Genomic DNA, 4,793 nt, shown 5'->3' on the forward strand with positions numbered 1-4,793 from the left:
AAAAAAGGATTTTCCTAGCTTTCGGGCGAAACCTAATTAAGAAAGTCTTTTGATAGCTGACTTATTTGATTTTTTGTATTTGTTGAGGGGGGATTAGATGGAATACGCGTATGAATGGGTGGAAACAGAAGGACTCTTCCCAATCAAAATCATTTATCACGTATCAGACGAAGCAGGATATATCCCAAATCATTGGCATGAGAGTATTGAAATCTCCTATGTTCTTTCCGGAAAAATTGAAGAGGTTTATGTTGATGGGAGGACCTATACCTCTCGTGAAGGAGATATTGTGGTTATTAATTCAAATTCGATCCATTCCTTTACGGTTGATAGAGGTACGGGGCGAAAAGCTATATCGGTCTTTATCCCTCCTGAGTTATTAAAGGAAAAGGGTGTAAAAATAGATGAAGTGGCTTTTGATTGTGTATCAGTCGGAGAACGGGACGAAGACCGACTTCAACAACTTCATGAGCTACGGATGATTTTAGACAAGATGACTGACGCCTACTTGAGCAGAGAAAAAGACCATTTTTCATATGTAAAAATAACAGCATTATCGTATGAATTACTGTACGTGTTATTAAAGTATTTTCAAGTCCCAAAGGAACGTCACCCGAACATTCATTCAAAAAAGCATCTGGACCGGTTGGCTCAGATTTTTGATTATATTAAGGAAAACTATCAACAGAAACTATCTTTAACGATGATTGCCGATGAATTTGGGATCACTTCAGAATATTTATCTCGTTTTTTTACGAAGCATATTGGTGTCACCCTTCTGCATTATATCAATGCGGTTCGGCTCGAATATGCGCACCGTGATCTAGTAAATACAGACCTTTCTATACTAGAGATTGCTTTAAAAAATGGATTTCCAAATGAGAAGTCATTTAATAGAGTATTCAAGTCGGTCTATAAGCTCGCACCTAGTCAATATCGCAGGGAGTCGAAAGTACCTAATCAAGAATTGACGTTTTTTTAGCTAGAAAAGGACAAGACGGAAACTTTCATTCCTATTAAAATCAAAAATGTAAACGCTTAAATAATTGATTTCGTAGGAGGAATTTTCATTGTTTAAAAAAATGAAGAAACAAGCAAGGAAGGCATTTCTATTATCTCTAGTAGCTTGTACAACTTTTTCTTTTAGTAGTGGAGTGATGGCAAAGGAAATGAAAACACAACCAACCTCTTATCAAACGGTTACAGAAATCGAAGACTGGGGTCCAGCAATTACAAAGGTGATTGTGGATTTAGGAAGACCTGTTCCGGTTAATTCTGTAACAACGGACACGTTTGATGTCAATGTAAAAATCAGTGATCCTCGTTTAGCTGAGCCGTTTTTATACGAAGGTGAACGTACAATCACAAAGGCGTATGTATCTGATAAAGATGGCAATCCAGCTGTGGCTACTGGAAAATATGTGGTATTAGAAATGGAATTTGGCCCCAATGTTCCGTTAAGCACCGCGATGAACTATGATTGGCGGAAGACAGGCTTTAATGATTGGACAGATAATGAATATACGATCACCCAGCAAGAAGCAATTGCCACGCCAGCAGGAACGATTTCTGGGTTAACCATTGATACATTCTCGGGTGGCATAAAAGAGCTAGTGGATGAGTTCTCTACAGGTGAAGCTACCTATGACGATGTAACACTAACTTATGCGGATTTTGAGCCGAAGAAGGATAACAAGAAAAATCCTCTAGTCATCTGGCTACATGGTGCAGGTGAAGGCGGAACAGATCCAACGATTCCGATTTCAGGAAACAAGGCTGTGAACTGGGCTTCAGATGACATTCAATCCTACTTTGGTGGAGCGTATGTGTTAGCACCTCAAACACCAACGTTCTGGATGGATGGCGAAACTAGCTTTGGCGATGGAACGTCAAAATATGAAGACGCATTAATGAGCTTGATAGAAGAATATGTGTCTAGCAATAAGGACATCGACACCGACCGTATTTATATCGGTGGAGACTCAAACGGTGGATACATGACGATGCTGATGATTCGTGATTATCCAGAATATTTCGCAGCGGCTATTCCAACTTGCGAAGCGCTAGCTGACACACTTATTACAGATGAGCAAATTGAAGATATGAAAAACGTACCAACTTGGTTTGTTACTTCTGCAAACGATCCAGTTGTAAATGTGAACAATTATACGGTTCCAACATATGAGCGTTTAGTGGCAGCGGGTGCTCCAAATGTACATTTATCTCTATTTGATAACGTGGTAGATACTTCAGGTTTATACAAAAATGATGACGGTACACCATACGAGTACAACGGCCACTGGTCATGGATTTACGTGTACAACAATGACGTAAAAACAACAATCGATGGAAAAGAAATCACCCTTATGGAATGGTTAGCAAGCCAATCTAAATAAAATTCAAAAGCAGTGTGCTTCTAACAAGAATCACACTGCTTTTATTTGGTATAGTAAGTACATAGAATTTGAAGAGGGGTGCCTACATGAAATCAGAACAACAATATTTCGAAGAAGGAAAGTCGATTCAAGCATACATGGGTGAAATGAGTACATTAAAAGAGGAAAGCTTTGCTGTGTATGAGCAATTCCAATTACCTGAAGACGGGTTGGTTGACACACTAAAACAACATTCACTTCACTTCTTAACCATTACAGAAGATTGGTGTGGAGATGCGATGATGATTAACCCAGTCATTCGCAAATTAGCGGAAGCGGCAGATATTGATATGCGTGTTACCCTACGTGACGATGACACCGATTTGATTGACCGTCACCTTACAAACGGTGGACGTGCGATCCCGATGATTTTGATTTTAAATGAACAAGGTGAGCTAGTGGGAAAATGGGGACCACGTGCACCTGAAGTTCAAAAAATGGTTGATGAGCTTCGTGCCACCCTGCCAGCCAAAGAAGACCCATCTTTTGCGGAAAAACAAAAAGAAGTTTTTGGAGCATTAAGAAAAAGCTATGTTGAAGACCAGACCCTTTGGTCATATGTGTATGAGAGCTTTAAGCGAAAAGTATTAGAAGTGATTTAAGTTTAATTATTTGATCATCCGGGTACTAGTCTACTACCATCACAAAGGAGGACATACATATGGGATTACTTCTTTATTTGATCGTAGGCGGTATCATCGGGTGGTTGGCGAGTATAATTGCAGGAAACAATCTGCCCTATGGCATCATTGGGAATATCATTTGCGGAATCATAGGTGCTTGGATTGGTGGGATGCTACTAGGAACATGGGGACCATCGTTCGCAGGCATTGCGATTTTACCAGCATTAATAGGTAGTATATTGTTTGTTTTGATATTGCGGGTTATCACAAAGATTCTTTCCAAATAACGAGTGAAGGCAGCCTTAAGGGTTGTCTTTTTTTGTTTTATATAAAGGTATGAAGATCATTTCATCGGAAATTCCTTAAGATAAAGAAGTTCATCAGGGTTATGAAGATCATTTCATCGAGAATTCCTCAAGCTAATGAAGTTCATCGGGCTTATGAAGATCATTTCATCAAATATTCCTCAAGCTAATGAAGTTCATCAGGATTATGAAGATCATTTCATCGAGAATTCCTCAAGCTAATGAAGTTCATCGGGGCTATGAAACTAAAAGATGGATTTTTATGTGGGAAATGGACAATTTAATAAAAATAACTAAAATTGGTTGAGGTGAAATCGTTACATGATCAAGAGGAGACATTTGCTTTTTAATCTAGCAATTATCGCCATTCCGTGGTTATCATTATTGTTTATCGGAAAAAAGAGCTTCAAACGTTATTCTTTCACCGGAATATTTATTGTGGTATTTGAAATCATCAATCATATTTATGGTCATAGGAGGAACTGGTGGAAGTTTTACGATGGTTATAAATCTTTCTTTAAGGATGAACTTCCTTTTAGTATCGGTCCTTACATGCCTTTTACGATGTGGCTGTTGAAATACTCGTATGGGAATTTTAAAAAGTTTGTGCTACTTAATGTGATTTCAGATGGTCTCTTTGCATTTGTACTGATGGATATACTGAAAAAATGTAAAATCATTAGTCTTAACGGGCTAACTCGTGTTCAGTTCTTTTTCTATATACACTACAAAGCGTATTTATTGTATGCCGTACAATATTTGATTGAAAAATATAGATTAAACCGCTAGGGGAATATTATCATTCCCCTTTCCTATGTTACTTTAAATAAAAATCAATGATTTGCTTGAGTTCCTCTAAATACAATTTAGCGATCCGGCTAAGTTGAGTTTTCTTATTAACGACGCAGCCAACCGTAATTAGTTCGCCTTCTTCAAGAGGCACAGATACAATATCGGATCCATTTAAATCTTCACTTAAAATGCCAGTGGATATCGTATACCCATTCAACCCAATTAACAGATTAAAAAGGGTAGCGCGATCACTAACCTGAATGCTTTTTTTACAAGGAATGGTGCTAAATAGTTCTTCTGAATAATAAAACGAGTTATACTCCCCTTGTTCAAAGGTAAGACGTGGAAATTCTTCTAACTCTTCTAACGTAACCGTTGCTTTCTTCGCAAGCGGATTTTGAGTACTGACGAATATATGGGGCTTTGCTTGAAAAAGAACTTCAAAATCTAACCCTCGCTCTTTAAGTAGCGGCATCATTACTTTTTCATTAAACGAACTCACATACAAAATACCTATTTCGCTTCGTAAATTTTTGACGTCTTCAATGATTTCATAGGTTCTCGTTTCCCTTAATGTAAATTGGTATTTATCCTCGCCATGTTTCTTAATCATTTCGACGAATGCGTTCACGGCAAAT

General features: G+C 38.0%; 6 protein-coding genes. 5 read left to right on the forward strand and 1 reads right to left on the reverse strand.

Annotation, left to right across the window (positions count from 1 at the left end):
- Positions 1-97: 97 nt before the first annotated feature.
- The 5 genes from ACGLXV_RS00865 to ACGLXV_RS00885 all read left to right on the forward strand — a co-directional run bounded on the left by ACGLXV_RS00865 (position 98) and on the right by ACGLXV_RS00885 (position 4,152).
- Complete coding sequence (locus tag ACGLXV_RS00865) at positions 98-982, forward strand: AraC family transcriptional regulator (RefSeq protein WP_391557101.1); 885 nt, start codon at positions 98-100, stop codon at positions 980-982.
- An 88-nt stretch (positions 983-1,070) separates the two neighbouring features.
- Positions 1,071-2,396: a prolyl oligopeptidase family serine peptidase gene (locus tag ACGLXV_RS00870; RefSeq protein WP_391557102.1), complete on the forward strand. Its 1,326-nt coding sequence runs from the start codon at positions 1,071-1,073 to the stop codon at positions 2,394-2,396.
- A gap of 86 nt (positions 2,397-2,482) precedes the next feature.
- Positions 2,483-3,037 carry a thioredoxin family protein gene (locus ACGLXV_RS00875; protein ID WP_391557103.1) on the forward strand — a complete coding sequence of 185 codons (555 nt, stop codon included), beginning with the start codon at positions 2,483-2,485 and terminating at the stop codon, positions 3,035-3,037.
- 59 nt (positions 3,038-3,096) lie between these two features.
- Positions 3,097-3,345 carry a GlsB/YeaQ/YmgE family stress response membrane protein gene (locus tag ACGLXV_RS00880; protein ID WP_119710029.1) on the forward strand — a complete coding sequence of 83 codons (249 nt, stop codon included), beginning with the start codon at positions 3,097-3,099 and terminating at the stop codon, positions 3,343-3,345.
- Between the two features lie 339 nt (positions 3,346-3,684).
- Positions 3,685-4,152, forward strand: a complete 468-nt coding sequence (locus ACGLXV_RS00885) for a hypothetical protein (RefSeq protein ID WP_391557104.1) — start codon at positions 3,685-3,687, stop codon at positions 4,150-4,152.
- Positions 4,153-4,180: 28 nt separating this feature from the next.
- Here ACGLXV_RS00885 and ACGLXV_RS00890 read toward each other — a convergent pair.
- Positions 4,181-4,793: LysR family transcriptional regulator substrate-binding protein (locus ACGLXV_RS00890; RefSeq protein ID WP_391557105.1), on the reverse strand; the 613-nt coding region annotated here is incomplete at its 5' end.

Source organism: Robertmurraya sp. (genome assembly GCF_036676585.1).
Lineage (GTDB): Bacteria > Bacillota > Bacilli > Bacillales > Cytobacillaceae > Robertmurraya_A.

What these genes read in the sequence shown, in the direction of transcription:
- ACGLXV_RS00865 (WP_391557101.1), top strand. Translation starts at nt 98, where the DNA reads ATGGAATACGCGTATGAATGGGTGGAAACAGAAGGACTCTTCCCAATC.
- ACGLXV_RS00875 (WP_391557103.1), top strand. Translation starts at nt 2,483, where the DNA reads ATGAAATCAGAACAACAATATTTCGAAGAAGGAAAGTCGATTCAAGCA.
- ACGLXV_RS00885 (WP_391557104.1), top strand. Translation starts at nt 3,685, where the DNA reads ATGATCAAGAGGAGACATTTGCTTTTTAATCTAGCAATTATCGCCATT.
- ACGLXV_RS00880 (WP_119710029.1), top strand. Translation starts at nt 3,097, where the DNA reads ATGGGATTACTTCTTTATTTGATCGTAGGCGGTATCATCGGGTGGTTG.